General features: G+C 63.3%; 16 protein-coding genes. 9 read left to right on the top strand and 7 right to left on the bottom strand.

Going from position 1 to position 17,791, the window contains the following annotated elements; all coding sequences use genetic code 11:
• Positions 1–78: 78 nt before the first annotated feature.
• Both FJ934_RS23135 and FJ934_RS23130 read left to right on the top strand, forming a co-directional pair.
• Positions 79–1,227, top strand: a complete 1,149-nt coding sequence (locus FJ934_RS23135) for an acyl-CoA dehydrogenase family protein (RefSeq protein WP_140612758.1) — start codon at positions 79–81, stop codon at positions 1,225–1,227.
• A gap of 78 nt (positions 1,228–1,305) precedes the next feature.
• A complete protein-coding gene (locus FJ934_RS23130; RefSeq protein ID WP_140612757.1) occupies positions 1,306–1,701 on the top strand; it encodes a RidA family protein in 396 nt (131 codons plus the stop codon).
• A 214-nt stretch (positions 1,702–1,915) separates the two neighbouring features.
• Here FJ934_RS23130 and FJ934_RS23125 read toward each other — a convergent pair whose 3' ends face one another.
• Positions 1,916–3,007, bottom strand: a complete 1,092-nt coding sequence (locus FJ934_RS23125; protein WP_140612756.1) for an LLM class flavin-dependent oxidoreductase — start codon at positions 3,005–3,007, stop codon at positions 1,916–1,918.
• A gap of 122 nt (positions 3,008–3,129) precedes the next feature.
• Here FJ934_RS23125 and FJ934_RS23120 point away from each other — a divergent pair, with 122 nt between their 5' ends.
• The 5 genes from FJ934_RS23120 to FJ934_RS23100 all read left to right on the top strand — a co-directional run bounded on the left by FJ934_RS23120 (position 3,130) and on the right by FJ934_RS23100 (position 8,356).
• The gene (locus FJ934_RS23120) at positions 3,130–3,906 is read left to right on the top strand and encodes an HpcH/HpaI aldolase/citrate lyase family protein (RefSeq protein ID WP_140612755.1); all 777 of its coding nucleotides are present in this window, start codon (positions 3,130–3,132) and stop codon (positions 3,904–3,906) included.
• 179 nt (positions 3,907–4,085) lie between these two features.
• A complete protein-coding gene (locus FJ934_RS23115) occupies positions 4,086–5,276 on the top strand; it encodes a pyridoxal phosphate-dependent aminotransferase (protein ID WP_246671605.1) in 1,191 nt (396 codons plus the stop codon).
• Between the two features lie 90 nt (positions 5,277–5,366).
• Positions 5,367–6,164 (top strand): ABC transporter substrate-binding protein, encoded by a 798-nt coding sequence (locus tag FJ934_RS23110; RefSeq protein ID WP_140612753.1) that lies wholly within the window; start codon positions 5,367–5,369, stop codon positions 6,162–6,164.
• Positions 6,165–6,371: 207 nt separating this feature from the next.
• Positions 6,372–7,046: an amino acid ABC transporter permease gene (locus FJ934_RS23105; RefSeq protein WP_140612752.1), complete on the top strand. Its 675-nt coding sequence runs from the start codon at positions 6,372–6,374 to the stop codon at positions 7,044–7,046.
• 44 nt (positions 7,047–7,090) lie between these two features.
• Positions 7,091–8,356, top strand: coding sequence for a cysteine desulfurase-like protein (locus FJ934_RS23100; RefSeq protein ID WP_140612751.1), 1,266 nt, complete (start codon positions 7,091–7,093; stop codon positions 8,354–8,356).
• A 215-nt stretch (positions 8,357–8,571) separates the two neighbouring features.
• On the opposite strand, the gene FJ934_RS23095 is transcribed toward FJ934_RS23100, so the two are convergent.
• The 5 genes from FJ934_RS23095 to FJ934_RS23075 all read right to left on the bottom strand — a co-directional run bounded on the left by FJ934_RS23095 (position 8,572) and on the right by FJ934_RS23075 (position 13,825).
• Positions 8,572–9,399 (bottom strand): dipeptide ABC transporter ATP-binding protein, encoded by an 828-nt coding sequence (locus tag FJ934_RS23095; protein WP_140612750.1) that lies wholly within the window; start codon positions 9,397–9,399, stop codon positions 8,572–8,574.
• The gene (locus FJ934_RS23090) at positions 9,396–10,247 is read right to left on the bottom strand and encodes an ABC transporter ATP-binding protein (RefSeq protein WP_140612760.1); all 852 of its coding nucleotides are present in this window, start codon (positions 10,245–10,247) and stop codon (positions 9,396–9,398) included. The genes FJ934_RS23095 and FJ934_RS23090 overlap by 4 nt, the downstream gene beginning before the upstream one ends.
• 2 nt (positions 10,248–10,249) lie before the next feature.
• Positions 10,250–11,104, bottom strand: coding sequence for an ABC transporter permease subunit (locus FJ934_RS23085; protein WP_210240615.1), 855 nt, complete (start codon positions 11,102–11,104; stop codon positions 10,250–10,252).
• Positions 11,105–11,174: 70 nt separating this feature from the next.
• Positions 11,175–12,182, bottom strand: a complete 1,008-nt coding sequence (locus tag FJ934_RS23080) for an ABC transporter permease subunit (RefSeq protein WP_140612748.1) — start codon at positions 12,180–12,182, stop codon at positions 11,175–11,177.
• A 50-nt stretch (positions 12,183–12,232) separates the two neighbouring features.
• Positions 12,233–13,825 (bottom strand): ABC transporter substrate-binding protein, encoded by a 1,593-nt coding sequence (locus tag FJ934_RS23075; protein ID WP_140612747.1) that lies wholly within the window; start codon positions 13,823–13,825, stop codon positions 12,233–12,235.
• Between the two features lie 472 nt (positions 13,826–14,297).
• Between FJ934_RS23075 and FJ934_RS23070 the strand changes: the two genes are divergently transcribed.
• Together FJ934_RS23070 and FJ934_RS23065 are read left to right on the top strand one after the other, a co-directional pair.
• Positions 14,298–16,316, top strand: a complete 2,019-nt coding sequence (locus FJ934_RS23070; protein ID WP_140612746.1) for a long-chain fatty acid--CoA ligase — start codon at positions 14,298–14,300, stop codon at positions 16,314–16,316.
• Positions 16,317–16,414: 98 nt separating this feature from the next.
• Positions 16,415–17,083 carry a 50S ribosomal protein L11 methyltransferase gene (locus FJ934_RS23065; protein ID WP_140612759.1) on the top strand — a complete coding sequence of 223 codons (669 nt, stop codon included), beginning with the start codon at positions 16,415–16,417 and terminating at the stop codon, positions 17,081–17,083.
• On the opposite strand, the gene FJ934_RS23060 is transcribed toward FJ934_RS23065, so the two are convergent.
• A complete protein-coding gene (locus tag FJ934_RS23060; RefSeq protein ID WP_140612745.1) occupies positions 17,067–17,789 on the bottom strand; it encodes an HAD family hydrolase in 723 nt (240 codons plus the stop codon). The genes FJ934_RS23065 and FJ934_RS23060 overlap by 17 nt on opposite strands.
• Positions 17,790–17,791 lie beyond the last annotated feature (2 nt).

The following is a 17,791-nucleotide window of genomic DNA, read 5'->3' as shown; positions in this document are numbered from 1 at the left end:
CCCCTAGTGGGGGAGATGTCCGGCAGGACAGAGGGGGGCACCGTAGGGCGCAAGGCCCGCAACATCGCGGAGGCCGAAATGCCTGACCGTTCCTTCCTCAACTGGCCCTTCTTCGAAGACCGCCATCGCGAACTCGCCGAACGCCTCGAACTCTGGTGCGCAAAAAACCTCCCCGTCGATCATCACGATGTCGATGCGGCCTGTCGCGAGTTGGTGGCCAGGCTCGGCAAGGACGGCTGGCTGCAGCCGACGGCGCTCGACACCGACAATCCCGGCCCTCTCGACGTGCGTGCGCTGTGCATCACCCGCGATACGCTGGCGCGCCATGACGGACTCGCCGATTTCGCCTTCGCCATGCAGGGGCTCGGCACTGGGGCGCTCAGCCTGTTCGGCACCCCGGAACAGCAGCGATGGCTGGCAAAGACACGCGCCGGCAAGGCGATATCCGCCTTCGCCCTGTCGGAGCCGCGCTCGGGATCCGATGTCGCCAATACCGAGATGACGGCGACCCGCGATGGCGATGATTATGTTCTCACCGGCGAGAAGACCTGGATCTCCAATGGCGGCATAGCCGATCTCTACGTCGTCTTCGCCCGCACCGGCGAGGCGCCGGGCGCCAAGGGGCTTTCCGCCTTCCTCGTGCCGGGCGACGCCAAGGGGCTTGGCATTGCCGAGCGGCTGGAGGTGATCGCGCCGCATCCGCTGGCGCGGCTTTCCTTCGACCAGGTACGGTTGCCTGCTTCGTCGCTGATCGGCAAGCCTGGCGATGGGTTCCGCATCGCCATGTCGGTGCTGGACGTGTTCCGCTCGACGGTCGGCGCGGCAGCACTCGGCTTCGCCCGCCGCGCGCTGGACGAGAGCATCAAACGGGTAGCCGAGCGCAAGCTGTTCGGTGCGCCGATGGCCGAGTTGCAGATGGTGCAAGGTCATGTCGCCGACATGGCGCTCGACGTCGATGCCGCGGCGCTTCTGGTCTACCGCGCTGCTTGGACCAAGGACATGGGCGCCGCGCGGGTAACGCGCGAGGCGGCGATGGCCAAGCTGTTCGCCACCGACAAGGCGCAGGAGGTGATCGACAAGGCGGTGCAGTTGCATGGCGGCGACGGCGTGCGCAAGGGCCATATCGTCGAGAGCCTGTATCGCGAGATCCGCGCGCTGCGCATCTACGAGGGTGCATCCGACGTACAGAAAGTAGTGATCGCGCGGCAAGTGATGGGCGCGGCCTGAGACAGGTCGCGTCGACGGACTGGATTGTTTGCGAACGCTGATATTGCGGACCCGATATTGGATAGACGGAGAGTTGAAATGCACGAGATCCTGCAGCCGGAAGGCTGGGCAAAACCGGTCGGCTACGCCAATGGCGTGGCCGCGCGCGGGCGTCTCGTCTTCGTCGGTGGACAGGTCGGTTGGAACAGGCAATGCCAGTTCGAAACCGACGACTTTGTCGGCCAGGTGAAGCAGACGCTGGAAAACGTCGTGGCGGTACTGGCCGAGGCTGGCGCTGGCCCACAGCACATCACCTCGATGACCTGGTATTTCACCGACAAAGCCGAGTATCTGGCCAACCTCAAAGGGCTAGGCGAAGCCTATCGCGCGGTGATCGGCCGGCATTTTCCGGCAATGGCCGCCATGCAGGTGATGGCGCTGGTCGAGGATCGCGCCAAGATCGAAATCCAGGCAACCGCCGTTATCCCGGAGTAACCGCCTATCGCTTCGTCATCCTGGGGCGAAGCAAGGAGCGCAGCGACGCAGCGCAGACCCCGGGATCCATTCCGTGAATCAAAGCGTTGCAGCGGCCCAGAATTCTCCTCCGCTGCACTCCATGGCCAAGATCGCGGCATGGATCCCAGGGTCTCCGCGACGGAGCTTCGCTCCTGCTCCGCCCAGGGATGATGAAGTTGGGGAAGCATCGCTGCTATTCGCGAAGTCCGGCCCGCCTCAGCAGCGGCAGCACGTGATCGCAGAAATAGGGCAGCTCCTGCGTATAGTTGACGAAGGACAGCGCGATGCCCTGGTAGCCATGCCCGGCAATAGCGGCCATCTCGGCAGCGATTGATTCCGGCGTTCCAACCAAGGGGTAGGTGCCGGCGCCGCCGGCAAAGCGCTGGCGGTAGCGGTCATAGGCGTGCGGGTCGTGCGACTGCGAGAATTCCTTCTTGCCGGCCATATGGGCATCGACCGCCTCATGGTCGGCCATCGTGACGGCATAGCTGTTATAATAGGCCTGCGCCTCCTCCATGATCGGGCGGCAGACGACATGCGCCACGGTGTAGACGCCGACATCGCGGCCAGCCTTGTCGGCCCGTTCACGGATATCGGCGACATGTTTGCCGGCATCGCCCATCTCGGAAAAGGTCGTGAAGAGATAGTCGCAATGGGCGGCGGCGAAATCGCGGCCCGGGCCGCCGAAAGCGGCGTTCATGGTCACCGGGCGTGGGACCTGCAGGCTGGCTGGACGGCTGACCGCTTCTTTCAGACGATAATGGATGCCTTCATAGTCGAGCGGCTCGCTCGATGCATAAAGCCGCTCCAGGATCTCAATCCATTCCGCTGCCTGCTCGTAACCCTTTTCCACGAGCGGCGTGCCGAACATGCCGAATTCCTTCGGGTTCCAGCCGCAGACGATATTGAGACCGGCTCGGCCCCCACTGATATGGTCGACCGTCGCCAGCGCCTTGGCGGCATAAAGCGGATGCACCAGCGGCACGTGCACGGTCATGAACAGGCCGATCTGCGCGGTGGCCGCGGCAAGAGCCGCCGCCCAGGTGAAGGTTTCGAATGACCATTCGCGCACCTTGTTGCGGCCGCCAAAACCGCGCCAGCGCGCGATCGGCAGCAGGAACTCGAGCCCGGCGCGGTCGGCGATCTGGGCCGCGGTCAGATTGTCCTGCCAGCTTGCCGTCCAACGCTCCGGCACATCGGTGATGGCAAGGCCGCCATCGGCGTTGGTCGAGAAGACGCCGAGCTTCAGTTTGTTTTGGCCGTGCAAGGGATGGGCTTTGGTCATCTCGGGAAACTCGCGGCGGGAGACCACACGCTAGGCCCGCGCGAAAATATTTCAAGCCTGAAATAGCTTCGCCTTGCCATCGTTTGCGGATATGGATTGGGCAGCACAAAAAGGGGATCGGCATGAGCGAATTCCGCCAGAAATGCATCGGCAAGACGAGGCTGGTCGGCTCCTTCGCCGCCATTCCGCATCCCGTCGTGGTCGAGGTGATGGCGCTCGCCGGCCTCGACTTCGTCTGCATCGACTGGGAGCACGCCCAGATTTCGCGCGACATGATCGAGACCATGGTTCGCGCGGCCGACGTGCATCGCGTGCCGGCGATGGTGCGCGTTCCCGGCCATGCGCCGGAAGCCATCCAGGCAGCGCTCGACAGCGGCGCACAGGGCGTGCTGATCCCGCGTGTCTCGACATCAGCCCAGGCCGCGATGGCGGTGAAAGCCTCGCGTTATCCGCCGCTGGGCGAACGCGGCGTCGGACCCGGCCGGGCCGCTGGCTATGGCTATCGCATTCCCGAATATCTTGCCGGCGCCAATGAGCGGATCGTCGTCGCGGTCCAAGTCGAGACATCGGAGGGGCTCACCAACATCGAAGCGATCGCGACCGTCGACGGCGTCGACATGATCTTCATCGGGCCCGGCGATCTTTCGGTGTCGATCGATGCGATGGGACCGAAAGGCACGGACAAGCTCAATGAGGCGATCGGCACAATCATCGGCGCGACGATCGCACACGGCAGGACCGCAGGCATATTTTGCGCCAGCCCACAGAATATCAGCCGATGGGCAGCCATCGGCGCGAGTTTCTTCGTGCTGGCCAGCGACACGATGTTTCTTGGTGCTGGCGCCGCGGCCAACTGTGCTGCCGCGCGCGCCGAACTGGCGCAAAACGGGCGCAGCTAGGCAAACAGGGGTCTCGGCGAGGCAACAGGCCGGTCAAACTTTTTAAGCTTAAAACTTTCGCCTTGAAAAGCGCCCCACTTTGGATAAGCATTCGAAGTCGATGGTGGCTGCCGTGCCGAGGAGGTTGCCGGCCAGTCCATCATGGTGCTTAGGGTGGAGGGGTTCAGTCCTTGTCGTTCGTGCTGCCCCAGTCATCGTCCAGCGCGCGCTATGCTTTCGATGGCGTGCGCGCCCAGATCCGCGACCTTCATACTGAAAACATCGCCAACCTCGCCGTGCGCGCGCGGGAACTGGGTGATGTGATCGCGCTCTGGTACGGCGAAGGCGACATGGTGACGCCGTCCTTCATCCGCGACGCCGCCAAGGCGGCTTTCGACGAAGGCCTGACCTTCTACGTTCCCAACATGCGCGGCCATGGCCCGTTGAATGAAGCGCTGTCGGAGTACCAGTCGCGCATCCATGGCCGGCCGATCCCGATCCCACGCACCACGGTCACACCGGGCGGCATGCAGGCGCTGTATCTTGCGCTGGAACTGCTGGTCGATACCGGCACCAACGTCATCTATGTCGCGCCGCAATGGCCCAACATCCATAACGCCATCCACCTGATCGGCGGCGAGCCGCGTCCATTTTCGCTCGATTTCAAGGGCGACTGGCACCTCGACCTCGACCGGCTGTTCACCACCTGCGACGCACGCACCCGCGCCATCTTCCTGTCGACGCCGTCCAATCCGACCGGCTGGACCGCGTCGCGCGCGGAAATGCAGGCGCTGCTCGACTTCAGCCGGCGCACCGGCATCTGGATCATATCAGACGAGGTCTATGGCCGGCTCTATTTCGACGGCGACGTCGCGCCCTCCATCCTGCAGATCGCCGAGGACGGCGACCGCGTGCTGTCGGTCAACAGCTTTTCGAAAGCCTGGGCAATGACCGGCTGGCGCATTGGCTGGCTGACCCATCCATCGGGTGTCGCCGACCAGCTTGGCGCCATGACCCAGTACATCAACAGCGGCACCGCCGCGCCGATCCAGGCCGGCGCGGTTGCCGCCATCCGCCAGGGCGAGCCGCTGGTCGAGGAGATCCGGCAGCGGATCAGGACCGGCCTCGATCTTGCTTATGACCGATTGGCACGGATTCCCGGGATTGTGCTGTCTAAGAAACCGCGCGGCGGCATGTATGCCTTTTTTGCCCTTGAGGGCGAAAATGATGCCCGGCAGGCCTGCGCCAGGATCCTCGAGACAGCGCGGGTCGGGCTGGCGCCCGGCCATTTGTTCGGAAGCTCCTCGGCGGCATTCCTGCGCATGTGCGTCTGTCGCGATCGCGATCAGATAGAAACCGCGCTCGACCGCATGGTCGTCGCCATGAATTGACGCCCCGCTGGGAGGTGGGACGGCAAGAAACCGTGCGGGACCTGCCCCGCCCGATCAACAACCAGAGGGGACACCCCGGAGGGAACACCAATGAAGCTCACCCGTCGCAATCTCATCCTGCTCGCCGCCGCCATCGGCATCGCCGCCGGACCAGCCACCGCCTATGCCGCCGATGTGCTCAATGTCGGCGCCTACCCCACCAACCCGCCCTTCGAGTACAAGAACGAGAGCGGCACCTTCGAGGGTTTTGAAGTCGACATCGTCAACGAAGCGGCCAAGCGCGTCGGCATGACCACCGACATCGCCGACCTCGGCTTCCAGGCGCTGTTCGCCGCCACCACCTCGAAGCGCATCGACGTCGCCATTTCGTCGATCACCATCACGCCGGAGCGGCTGAAGTCGCAGTCCTTCACGCAGCCCTATTATGATTCAGACATGGGCATCGCGACCAAGACCGACAGCGCGATCAATGCCGAGGCCGACCTCAAGGGCAAGATCGTCGGCGTGCTGTCCGGCTCGACCGGCGAGACCTGGGTCAAGGCACATCAGGAGGCCGACGGCTTCAGCGACGTGAAGGGCTATGACACGCAGCAGAACCTTCTGCTCGACCTCAGCGCCGGCCGCGTCGATGCGGCCGTCAGCGACATTCCGGGCATGCAGTACTCCTTCACCAAGATGAAGGATCTGACGGTCAAGCAGCGCATCAAGACCGGCGAGCAGTACGGCCTGATGATGACCAAGGACCACCCGCTGCTCGGCAAGCTGAACGATGCGCTGAGCGCGATGAAGAAGGACGGCACGCTGGCGGCGATCCACAAGAAGTGGTTCGGTAGCGACGCGCCGGCGGACTCTTCGACGGTCAAGGAAATGCCGCTGCCGAAGGCCTGATCGGCGATTGACAAAAAGGGACCGTGCCGGCTCGCAGGCGGCACGGCTCCTGCATTCGATCCTCCCCCGGGATCGCGTTCGGTGCAGTAACCGATTTGATGTTCCGGGCCATCTCCCTTTGATGCAATTCCAGGCGGAAAACCGTCTCATCCCTTTCCTGGAATTGCGCTGGCGTCACGGGACGCAAAACAGTTCGGAAACGCTCCCATGTCGCTGATCGACACCTTCTTCAACGCCGATGTCATTGCGTCCAGCCTGCCGGCGCTGCTGCGCGGCTTCCTGAACACGCTGCTGCTGGGATTGCTCAGCATCGGCATCGGCATCCCGATCGGCCTGGTGATCAGCCTGCTGCGGCTCTATGCGCCAAAGCCGCTGCAGTGGCTGGCGGTCGGCTATACCGATATCTTCCGCGCCTTGCCGGTGCTGGTGGTGCTGATCCTGATCTACTACGCGCTGCCTTTCCTCGGCATCCGGCTGTCGTCCTGGGCGTCCGCAGTGACGGCGTTCGCCATCATCATGTCGGCCTATTCGGCGGAAGTGTTCCGGTCCGGCATAGAGAGCATTCCGCGCGGCCAGTTCGAGGCGGCGCAGGCGCTCGGCCTGCCATTCCTTTTGACCTTGCGCAAGGTTGTGCTGCCGCAGGCGGTGCGTGTGGTCATACCGCCGATGACCAGCAACTGCGTCTCGATGTTCAAGGACACTTCGCTCGCCTCGACCGTGGCACTGCCGGAGCTCTTGAAGGAAGCGACCAACGCGCAATCGCTCTACGCCAACCCCTCGCCGCTGATCGGCGCGGCGCTCGTCTATCTTATTTTCCTCTGGCCGATGGTGCGCCTCGTCAGCCTGCTCGAGCGCCGCTTCAAGACCGAAAAGTCGCGCTGATAGCCCCAATCCCATCTGCAAAAAACATTTCGCAGGAGACAACCTTGAGCAATTCCCAATCCGCCAGCGGCGGCTTTCCCGTCGACACCATCCGCGGGATGTTCCCGGCATTGCAAAGAGCTGGCGACTTCATCTTCCTGGACAACGCCGCCGGCGCGCAGATCCCGCAAAGCGTGCTCGACGCGGTGACCAACCACCTGGTTTCGCACAATGTACAGCGCGGCGGCCGCTATGGCCGCAGCGTCACGGTCGACCAGTCGGTCGCCGATGCACGGACAAGCGTTGCGCTGCTGATCAACGCCTACAGCCCGGCGGAAATCTGCTTCGGCATGAACGCCACCTCGTTCATCCGCCTCGTCAGCCTCGGCATCGGCCAGATGCTGCAGGAGCGCGACGAGATCGTCGTCACCGATATGGACCATGACGCCAACATCGCCACCTGGCTGGCGCTGGAATCCGCCGGCGCAAAGTTCAAGTGGTGGCGCATGCGCGAGGATGGGAATCTGCATGTCGACGACCTCAAGCCGCTGGTTTCCGATCGCACCCGCCTTGTCGCCTGCACGGTGACGGCGCATTCGATCGGCTCGATTGTCGATGTCGCCTCGGCGGCCAAGATCGCCCACGCCGCCGGCGCCGAGGTGTTCCTCGACAGCGTGCATTACGGGCCGCATGGGCTGATCGACGTTCAGGCCTGGGACTGCGATTATCTCGTCTGCTCGGGCTACAAGAATTTCTCGCCGCATATGGGCTTCCTGTGGGGTCGCTTCGAGACGCTGAAGCGGTTGCCGACCTTCCGGGAGGACTTCATTCCGGACGAACCGCCCTACAAGGTCGAGGCCGGCACCTTCATATACGAGAACGTCTCCGGCATGGACGCGGCCGTGCAGTATCTGGAACTGATCGGACGCAACCTTGCGCCCTCGAACAACCGCTCGCGGCGCGAAAACATCGTTGCTGGCATGGGCGCCATCCGCGACTACGAATTGGTGTTGGCGCGCGAAATGCTCGCCGTGCTCAAGGGCTGCGGCGCAACCATCTATGGCGTTGCCGACGAGGCCCGCATCAACGAACGCGTGCCGACCTTCTGCTTCAATATCGGCAGGCTGTCACCGCAGAAAATCGTCGAGGAAATGGCCGACATGCAGATCGGCATCCGCGACGGCCACATGTACGCGCCACGGCTGATGAAGCGCCTCAACCTGTCGATGGACAGCGGCGCGATCCGCGCCTCGCTGGTCCATTACAACACGGTCGAGGAAATCCACCGTTTCGGCGAGGCGCTGCGCGCCATTATCGCCAAGCTGTCGTAATCCCGGGAAATCGGGCTCTCCTTGAGGTCGTCATCCACGGGCGAAGCAAGGAGCGAAGCGACGCGGCGCAGACCCGAGGATCCATGCCGTAACATGCGAGCGCCGCTCAAGGTGCAGAACTCTTCTCCGCTGCACGTTTCGGCTGAGGTAACGGAATGGATCCCAGGGTCTGCACGGCGCTTCGCGTCGCTCCGCCCTGGGATGACGAAGAGACGTTAAGCCGCCTTCTTCTTCGCCAACCTCGCCTTGATGCTGGCCACGTCGGCGCGCGGCGTCGCGGCGAACAGGGTCTTGGTGTAGCTGTGCTTGGGGTCGGCGAAGACCTCGTCGCGCGAGCCGTATTCGACCGCCTCGCCCAGATACATCACCATGACGTCGTCGGCGATGTAGCGCACGACGGACAGGTCGTGGCTGATGAAGACATAGGTCAGCTGGAATTCGTCCTGCAGGTCGGCGAGCAGATTGAGCACCTGCGCCTGCACCGACAGGTCTAGCGCCGAGACCGGCTCGTCCAGCACCAGCAGGCTCGGATTGAGCATCAGCGCGCGGGCAATGGCGATGCGCTGGCGCTGGCCACCCGAGAACATGTGCGGATAGCGGTTGTAGTGCTCGTGACCGAGACCGACCTTCTTCAGCATCTTCATGGCGAGGTCGCGCCGGTCCGCCGCCGACTTGTCGGTGTTGATCAGCAGCGGTTCGCCCAACACGTCGCCGATCTTCTGGCGCGGATTGAGAGAGCCGTAAGGATTCTGGAAGACGATCTGCACCTTGCGGCGCATCTCCCTGGTCAGACCGCCCCTGGCGATGTCGACCTTCTTGCCGTCGATGAACAACTCGCCCGCTGTCGCCGGATCGATCAAGGTGATGATACGGGCAAGCGTCGACTTGCCGCTGCCGCTTTCGCCGACGATGGCCAGCGTCTTGCCCTTGTCCACGTTGAAGGAGACGCCCTTGACCGCATGCACGGTGCGTGGTCCGGTGAACAGGCCGCCGCCGACATGGTAGTCGCGCACGATGTTGTTGCCTTCGACGACCCTGGTCATGCTCTGGCTCCCGACGGGGCCGGCTCGAACATCACCTCGGAGACGGTCGGCAGCCGGTCGCCGACGGCGTTTTCCGGCAGCGCCGACAGCAGCGCGCGCGTGTAGTTGCTCTTCGGCGATTCAAACAGCGACAGCACGTCGGCCTCTTCCATCTTGCGGCCCTTGTACTGGACGATGACGCGGTCGGCTGTCTCGGCCACCACGCCCATATTGTGGGTGATCATGATCAGGCCCATGCCGTATTTGGCCTGCAGCGAGACCAGCAGGTCCAGTATCTGCTTCTGGATGGTGACATCGAGCGCGGTGGTCGGCTCGTCCGCAATCAAAAGCTTCGGATTGCAGGCAATGGCGATCGCGATCATGATGCGCTGGCATTGGCCGCCCGACATCTGATGCGGGAAGGAACTCAACCGCAATTCCGGATCGGCGATGCCGACCAGCTTCATCAGTTCGATGGCGCGTGCGCGGCGCTGGGCGCGGTCCATGCCCATATGGAAGCGCAGCACCTCCTCGATCTGGAAACCGGCGGTGAAGCACGGGTTGAGGCTGGCGATCGGCTCCTGGAAGATCATCGAGATGTCCTTGCCAATGATCTTGCGCCGCTCGGACGGGCTGAGCTTCAAGAGGTCGACACCGTCGAAGGCCATGCGGTCCGCCTTGACCGTCGCGGTGTTGGGAAGAAGCCCCATCACGGCCAGCATCGACACCGACTTGCCCGAACCGGATTCGCCGACGATCGCCAGCACCTCGCGCGGCTCGATCGAAAGGTCGATGCCTTGCACGGCCATGAACGGGCCGGCAGCGGTGTCGAAGGAAACGGTGAGGTTCTTGATCTCGAGCAAAGGCATGCTCACGACCTCTTCAGCTTGGGGTCGAGCGCGTCGCGCAGGCCGTCGCCGATCAGGTTGATGGCGAAGACGGTGATGAGGATGGCGAGGCCCGGGAAGGTCACCACCCACCAGGCGCGCAGGATGAACTCGCGCGCTTCGGCAAGCATGGTGCCCCATTCCGGAGTCGGCGGCTGCGCGCCCATGCCGAGGAAGCCAAGCGCGGCCGCCTCGAGGATGGCATTGGAGAAGGACAAAGTCGCCTGCACGATCAGCGGCGCAATGCAGTTGGGCAGGATGGTGACCAGCATCAGCCTGAGATGGCTGGCGCCGGCGACCTTGGCCGAGATCACATATTCACGGTTCTTCTCCGCCATCACGGCGGCGCGGGTCAGGCGCGCGAAATGCGGCTGCAGCACGAAGGCGATGGCGATCATGGCATTGACGAGGCCGGGGCCAAGCACCGCGACCAGCACCAGTGCCAGAAGCAGTGACGGGAAGGCCAGGATGATGTCCATGACGCGCATGATCAGCGTGTCGACCCAGCCCCGGCAATAGCCGGCAAGCAGACCGAGGATGACGCCGGAGATCAGCGCGGTGGTGACGACGACGAAGCCGATGGCAAGCGAGAAGCGCGAACCGTAGACCAGGCGCGAGAGGATGTCGCGGCCAACGGCATCGGTGCCAAGCAGGAACTGGGCGTTGCCGCCCGCCTGCCAGGCCGGCGGCGTCAGGAAGAAATCGCGGAACTGGTCGTCCGGCGAATGCGGGGCGAGCAGCGGCGCGAAGATGGCGATCAGGATCAGCAGCGCGAAGACGACGAGACCTATCACCGCGCCCTTGTTGATGGAGAAGTAATGCCAGAACTCGGCGAACATCTGCAGTCGCGCGTCCTGCGGTTTGACGACGGTCGCGGCTTCGATGGTGGCTGGGCCTTCATTGGTCATGTCAATTCGCCCGTATGCGCGGGTTGATGACGGCGTAGAGCACGTCGACGATGAGATTCACCGACATGACGATCAGCGCGATCAAAAGCAACCCGCCCTGCACGGTGAAATAGTCGCGCTTGGAAATGGCGTCGATCATCCATTTGCCGATGCCGGGCCAGGAGAAGATGCTCTCGGTCAGGATGGCACCGGTGAGCAGCGTGCCGACTTGGAGGCCGATGGTGGTGACGACCGGGATCAGCGCGTTGCGGAAGGCATGCAGGCCGATGACGCGGCGTGGCGCCAGGCCCTTGGCGCGCGCCGTGCGCACATAGTCTTCACCCAGCACTTCGAGCATCGCCGAGCGCGTCTGCCGGGCGATGACGGCGAGCGGTATGGTGCCGAGCACGATGGTCGGCAGGACGAGGTGCGACAGCGCCGAGCGGAAGGCGCCCTTCTGTCCGGAAATCAGAGAATCGATGGTCATGAAGCCGGTCACCGGCTTGAAGAAGTAGAGAAGGTCGATGCGGCCGGAGACCGGCGTCCAGTGCAGCATGCCGGAGAAGACGATGATCAGCAGCAACCCCCACCAGAAGATCGGCATGGAGTAGCCCGCAAGGGCCGTGCCCATGGTCAGCTGGTCGAACCAGGAGCCACGGCGGATCGCGGCGAAGATGCCGAAGGCGACACCGAAGACGACGGCAAAGATCATCGCGAAGATGGCGAGTTCGACCGTTGCCGGAAACCGCACCAGGAAATCCTTGAGCACCGGCGTCTTGGTGGAGAACGAAGTGCCGAAATCACCGCCGAGGATGTTGGTCAGATAGGTCAGATATTGTTGCCAGATCGGCTGGTCGAAACCGAACTGGTGCATCAGCGCCGTGTGACGTTCGGGCGACAGGCCACGTTCGCCCGCAAGCACCAGCACCGGATCACCGGGCAGGATGCGCACGAAGCCGAAGGCGAGGATGGTTATCCCGATGAAGGTCGGGATGATGAGGGCGAGCTTGCCGAGGATATAACGCAGCATGGCGGGCGAGGTGGGGCGGCACCCTGTGGCGCCGCCCCGTTTCGCGAACCTTATTCGGCGATATCGACGCCGTCAAAGCGATGGATGCCGAGCGGATCCATCGCAAAGCCGGTGACGGTCTTCTGCATCGGCATGAACACCTTCGAGTGGGCGAGCGTTGCCCAAGGTGCCTGCTCCTTGAAGATGACTTGTGCCTTTTCGTAGAGCTTGGTGCGCTCGGCCTGGTCGGAAACCGTCTTGGCCTTGTTGATGAGCGCGTCGAAGTCCTTGTTGCACCATTCCGCGCGGTTGTTCGAACCGACGGAAGCGCAGCTCAGGAGCACGCCGAGGAAGTTGTCCGGATCGCCATTGTCGCCGGTCCAGCCAACGATGACGGCGCCGTCGTGATCGACGGCGGAAGCGCGCTTGAGGTATTCGCCCCAGTCATAGCTGACGATGTTGACGGTGACGCCGACCTTGGCGAAGTCGGCCTGGATCAGCTCGGCGGTGCGGCGCGCGTTCGGCATGTATGGGCGCGACACGGGCATCGCCCAGACGTTCATCTTGAGGTCCTTGACGCCGGCTTCCGCGAGCAGCTTCTTGGCCGCATCCGGATCGTACGGATCGTCCTTCACTTCCTTGTTGTAGGACCACATGGTCGGGGGGATCGGGTTGATCGCCACCTGGCCGGCGCCCTGGAACACGGCGTCGATAATGGCCTTCTTGTTGATGGCCATGTTGAGCGCCTTGCGGACGCGCACATCATCGAACGGCTTCTGCTGGGTGTTGTACATCAACGCGCCAACGTTGAGGCCTTCCTGCTCCGCGACGGTCAGGTTCGGATCAGCCTGCAGACCTTTGATATCGGCCGGTGCCGGGTAGGACATGATGTTGCATTCGCCGGCCTTGAGCTTCTGCGCGCGCACCGCCGGATCGGTGGTGATGGCGAAGACCAGATCGTCGATCTTCTGCTTGCCGCCCCAGTAATCCGGATTGGCCTTGTAGCGGATGGCCGCATCGGTCTGATAGTCGACGAAGATGAACGGACCGGTGCCGACGGGCTTCTGGTTGAACAATTCAGGCGTCTTGTCCGCCTGCAGCTTGTCGGCATATTCCTTCGAGACGATGGAGGCGAAATCCATGCCCAGCGTTGGGATGAAGGTGATCGCCGGCTCCTTCAGGCTGAACTTCACCGTCAGGTCGTCGACCTTCTCCACCTTGGAGATGTTATCGCCGAACTGGTCATTGTAGTACTGGTAGGCGATGCCCGGAATGTACTGGAACCAGGGACCGTTCTTGTCGACCTGACGCTGGAAGGAGAACACCACATCGTCGGCGTTCAGGTCGCGCGTCGGCGTGAAATAGTCGGTGGGGGCGAACTTGACGCCCTTGCGCAGCTTGAAGGTGTATTCCTTGCCGTCGTCGGAGATCGTCCAGCTCTCGGCCAGGCCGGGCGAGATCGTGGTCTTGCCATGATCGAATTCGACGAGACGGTTGAAAACGGTACGCGAGGACGCATCGAACGTCTGTCCAGCGGTGTACGGCGCCGGGTCAAAACCTTCCGGCGAAGCTTCAGCGCAATAGACCAAGGTTTTCGCGTTGGCCACGCCCCCCAGGACGCTTGCAGCCAGCAACGCGGCTGCAAAAGTCAATTTCTTCTTCATTGAGCACTCCCTAGATGTTCTTCCAAGCCCCTCTATCAGGCTCGCGAAGCGCGCATATAAGCACCGTTTTTCCGGCTTTGGAACACCCCGCTTGCTTACCCGGCGGGAAGCAGGAAAAAAATCCGCGATTTCGCTAAACGGCAGAAAAAATTAGCAGTTCTTTCCATTCACGATATTATTAACGACCGCATTTTTTTATTGATCGGCGGTCTCCCGTGATATCGGCGCCGTGTGAGCCTTCGCCCGACCCGGATGTGGAAAGATAGCGGGTCCGAGTGTCGCCCGCGGGAAAGATTTTCGGCGGCAAATCTTTCGGGCGCCCTGCCGCAAGGGCAAGACTTGCACCGCCGCCGATAGAGGCAATACATAGATGGATATGCTGGCGGCAGCGGAGGATGTCTCTGTCAATTCGGAGGCGAGCGCGGCGCAGCTGGCAAGAGACGGGCGAACAAGAACTGTCGAGGAGGAACGGGTGGCAAAAGCATCGAAGGCGCCGGTGAAAGCGTCGGCCAAGGCAGCCGCGAAACCAACCGGCGCCGAGGGGCAAGGTAAAGCCGCCGCCAAAGCCGCGCCCGCCGAGACGGTAGCAAAGCCTGCCAGGAAGGCACCGGCGGCGAAAACGGCGGCGACGGCCAAGCGCGCCACCAAACCGGCGGTGAAACCCGCTCCGGCGAAGACCTCTTCGGCAAAGGCTTCTCTCGCAAAGACCGCGGCGAACAGGTCCGGAGCGTCGAAGGCTGCACCGCCGGCAGAGGCATCGATCCCGGCGCCGGCAGCCGGCCAGCGGCTGCCAAAGGCACTCACCGAGCTCGCCGCCGGCCTGCCGGACAAACCGTGGCTGAAAAGCTATCCGAAGAACATGCCGGCCGAGATCGGCCCCCTTCCCTACAGCTCCATCGGCGACTTCCTTGTCGCCGCCTGCAAGCAGTTTGCCGGCCAGCCGGCTTTCACCTGCATGGGCAAGTCCATCACCTATGCGGAACTCGAGCGGCTTTCGGCGGCTTTCGGCGCCTATCTGCAGTCGACGGGACTGCAGAAGGGCGCGCGCGTCGCGCTGATGATGCCGAACGTGCTGCAGTATCCGGTGGCGATGATGGCCGTGGCCCGCGCCGGTTACACGGTGGTGAACATCAATCCGCTCTACACGCCGCGTGAACTGGAACATCAGCTCAAGGATTCCGGGGCGCAGGCCATGGTCATCCTCGAAAACTTCGCCGGCACCTTGCAGGCCGTGGTCGCGCGGACGGCGGTCAAGCACGTCGTCGTCGCCGCCATGGGCGACATGCTCGGCGGGCTGAAAGGCACGATCGTCAATCTGGTCGTACGCCGCGTCAAGAAAATGGTGCCGGCCTGGTCGCTGCCTGGCCATGTCAAGTTCAACGCCGCCCTCAAGGCTGGCAGCGGCATGAATTTCAAACCGGCCACGGTGGCCGCCAATGATATCGCCTTCCTGCAATATACCGGCGGCACCACGGGAATCTCGAAAGGCGCGATCCTGCTGCACAGCAATGTGCTGGCCAATGTCGCGCAGAATTCGCTGTGGGTGGAGGACGCCTACACGATCAAGCCGAAGCCCGCGCATCTCAACTTCGTCTGCGCCCTGCCGCTCTACCATATCTTCGCGCTGACGGTGAACGCGCTGATGGGCATGCAGCAAGGCGCCCAGAACATCCTCATTCCCAACCCGCGCGACATACCGGGTTTCGTCAAGGAACTCCGGAAATATCCGGTGCATATCTTTCCCGGCCTTAACACGCTGTTCAACGCGCTGCTCAACAATGAGGATTTCCGCAAGCTCGACTTCAAGCCGCTGATCCTGACGCTGGGCGGCGGCATGGCGGTCCAGAAGGGCGTCGCCGAACGCTGGAAGGCGCTGACCGGCTGTCCGGTCAGCGAAGGCTATGGTCTCTCGGAGACCTCCCCCGTGGCCACGGCCAACAAGTTCAGTTCCGGCGACTTCACCGGCACCATCGGCCTGCCGCTGCCCTCGACCGAGATCGCCATCCGCGACGATGACGGCAACAACGTGCCGCTGGTCGAGGTCGGCGAAATCTGCATACGGGGACCGCAAGTGATGGCCGGCTACTGGAACCGGCCGGACGAGACCGCCAGAGTGATGACCAAGGACGGTTTCTTCAAGTCGGGCGACATGGGCTTCATGGATGAGCGCGGCTACACCAAGATCGTCGACCGCAAGAAGGATATGATCCTCGTCTCCGGCTTCAACGTCTATCCGACGGAACTCGAGGAGGTCGTTGCGCTGCATCCAGGCGTGCTCGAGGTGGCGGCGATCGGCGTGCCGGACGAGCATTCCGGCGAAGTGCCGAAGCTGTTCATCGTCAAGAAGGATCCTGCCCTGACCGTCGAAGCCATCACCGCTTATTGCCGCGAGAACCTGACCGGCTACAAGCGGCCCAAATATATCGAGTTCAGGACCGAATTGCCGAAGACGCCGGTCGGCAAGATCCTGCGACGGGCGCTGCGCGGCTGATTTCAGTGGGTGACGGTACCATCGGCGACGAGGCGCCGGACAAGGATTTGCCGGACCGGCGCCCGCGCCTCGACCCGGCGGCGTTCATCAAGGCCAACATGCGCCTTGTGCCGGTGCCCGCGCTTCCCGAAATCCAGTTCTACACCGCCCACCCGGGCAGCGGTTTGAGGCGCCTCGTCGACCCTGGTGACGATGCGGACGACGAACTATCGGAACCCCAGCCGCCCTACTGGGCTTATGCCTGGGCCGGCGGCGTCGTGCTGGCGCGCCACATCCTCGACCATCCGACGACCGTGGCAGGCCGCCGCGTGCTCGACCTTGGGGCCGGCTCCGGCATCGTGGGAATCGCCGCGGCGAAGGCTGGCGCGCGCGAGGTGATCGCAGCCGAAATCGACCGCAATGGCGTTGCCGCGCTGGCTCTCAACGCTGCCGCCAATGGCGCCGCTATCGCCGTGATTGGACACGATATCACCGCGGGGCCGCCACCCGCCGTGGACCTGGTGCTCGCCGGCGACGTGTTCTACGGGCAGGATGTCGCCTTGAGGGTGATGCCTTTCCTCGACCGCTGCCTCGCCGCCGGCATCGAGGTCCTGGTCGGCGACCCGGGCCGGACCTATCTGCCACGATCACGGCTGCGCCTGCTTGCCGAGTACCAGGTGCCGGATTTCGGCGAGGCGAAAGAGGCCGCGCTGAAGCCGAGCGGCGTCTTTCGTTTCGAGGCCGGGACCGCGCCCGCCCTGCCCGGAGCGATCAAACGGTCTCCCTGACCCGCGCCGAAAGGAAGTCCGGCAGATCGGCAACCGAATCCAGGATGATGTCGGCAATCTCGGCGAGCGACTCGCGTGTGCCGGTGCCGGAGAGCACGCCGACCGCCAGACCACAGGCACCGGCGCGTGCCATTTCGAGATCGTGCCTGTTGTCGCCGACCATGGCGATTTCCGCCGGCTTCAGGCCGGTGAGGTCGCAAAAAGCCTGGATGGTGTCGGGCGCGGGCTTGGGACTGGCCACAGCGTCATAGCCATAGGCGGCGTCGAAAAGCTGGGCGACACCGAGCGTGACCAGAGTCTTTTCCGCGCCGCTGGTCGAATCATTGGTGGCGACCCCAAGCCTGTAGGATCTCCCGTGCAGAACGCCGAGCGTCTCGACGATGCCCGGCAGCGCCACGGCCATCGCCGAACCCTGTACCGATGTGATCTCGTTGAAACGGGCAACGGCCAGCATCTGGTCCTCGTTGGACAGGCGCGGAAACCAGAGTTCGACGACGTCGAGATTGGTGCCGGAGGCAAAGATCGAGTCGGGCTTGAAGCGCCGGTTGGTGAAATCGAAGCCGGCCGCCGCGAGCAGCCTGTCGGCCTTCCAGCGATCGCCGTCGGATGCATCCATGGCCATGAAATCGGCGACGCCGAGCCATGTCGCATTGAAGTCGACAAGTGTCCCGTCCTTGTCGAACAATATCCCCTTGATGTCTGCCAAGT

This window comes from Mesorhizobium sp. B2-4-12, assembly GCF_006441575.1.
In the GTDB taxonomy this organism is placed as follows: Bacteria; Pseudomonadota; Alphaproteobacteria; order Rhizobiales; family Rhizobiaceae; genus Mesorhizobium.
This window is presented reverse-complemented; position numbering and strand designations above follow the sequence as displayed.

Excerpts from the sequence above, each read along its gene's own strand:
- FJ934_RS23080 (WP_140612748.1), bottom strand. The coding sequence starts at position 12,182 with ATGCTGCGTTATATCCTCGGCAAGCTCGCCCTCATCATCCCGACCTTC.
- FJ934_RS23125 (WP_140612756.1), bottom strand. The coding sequence starts at position 3,007 with ATGACCAAAGCCCATCCCTTGCACGGCCAAAACAAACTGAAGCTCGGC.
- FJ934_RS23095 (WP_140612750.1), bottom strand. The coding sequence starts at position 9,399 with ATGACCAGGGTCGTCGAAGGCAACAACATCGTGCGCGACTACCATGTC.
- FJ934_RS23075 (WP_140612747.1), bottom strand. The coding sequence starts at position 13,825 with ATGAAGAAGAAATTGACTTTTGCAGCCGCGTTGCTGGCTGCAAGCGTC.
- FJ934_RS23090 (WP_140612760.1), bottom strand. The coding sequence starts at position 10,247 with ATGCCTTTGCTCGAGATCAAGAACCTCACCGTTTCCTTCGACACCGCT.
- FJ934_RS23085 (WP_210240615.1), bottom strand. The coding sequence starts at position 11,104 with ATGTTCGCCGAGTTCTGGCATTACTTCTCCATCAACAAGGGCGCGGTG.
- FJ934_RS23130 (WP_140612757.1), top strand. The coding sequence starts at position 1,306 with ATGCACGAGATCCTGCAGCCGGAAGGCTGGGCAAAACCGGTCGGCTAC.
- FJ934_RS23065 (WP_140612759.1), top strand. The coding sequence starts at position 16,415 with ATGCGCCTTGTGCCGGTGCCCGCGCTTCCCGAAATCCAGTTCTACACC.
- FJ934_RS23135 (WP_140612758.1), top strand. The coding sequence starts at position 79 with ATGCCTGACCGTTCCTTCCTCAACTGGCCCTTCTTCGAAGACCGCCAT.
- FJ934_RS23110 (WP_140612753.1), top strand. The coding sequence starts at position 5,367 with ATGAAGCTCACCCGTCGCAATCTCATCCTGCTCGCCGCCGCCATCGGC.
- FJ934_RS23105 (WP_140612752.1), top strand. The coding sequence starts at position 6,372 with ATGTCGCTGATCGACACCTTCTTCAACGCCGATGTCATTGCGTCCAGC.
- FJ934_RS23120 (WP_140612755.1), top strand. The coding sequence starts at position 3,130 with ATGAGCGAATTCCGCCAGAAATGCATCGGCAAGACGAGGCTGGTCGGC.